We start from the raw sequence: 333 nt of genomic DNA on the forward strand, positions 1-333 counted from the left end.
ATGATCAGGTTGATAGGTTCGAGGTGGAAGCGTGGTGACACGTGGAGCTGACGAATACTAATAGATCGAGGACTTAACCAATAAAAAAAGCGGAAACGGCTTGTTCAGAGCTGTAGGGCATTGGAGCCCCCGACCGAGAAGCGCTTTTTGCTTCGATAGAGGGTGGTGAAATGACCGGAGGATCTAGCCGTTGGAGCTAGATTACGCTAAGAACTACATGAATGTTATCTAGTTTTGAAGGAATATGCCTTTGGTAGTTTGGTGACGATGGCAGAGAGGTCACACCCGTTCCCATACCGAACACGGAAGTTAAGCTCTCTAGCGCCGATGGTA

The 333-nt window shown here is 48.3% G+C and carries 2 rRNA genes; both read left to right on the plus strand.

What is annotated here, in order from left to right:
* Window positions 1-81 (plus strand): 23S ribosomal RNA (locus tag MR058_RS23035); the annotation flags it as partial.
* 176 nt (window positions 82-257) lie between these two features.
* Window positions 258-333 (plus strand): 5S ribosomal RNA (gene rrf, locus MR058_RS23040); the annotation flags it as partial.

Source organism: Bacillus cereus group sp. BfR-BA-01430, assembly GCF_022663115.1.
GTDB lineage: Bacteria > Bacillota > Bacilli > Bacillales > Bacillaceae_G > Bacillus_A > Bacillus_A cereus_BD.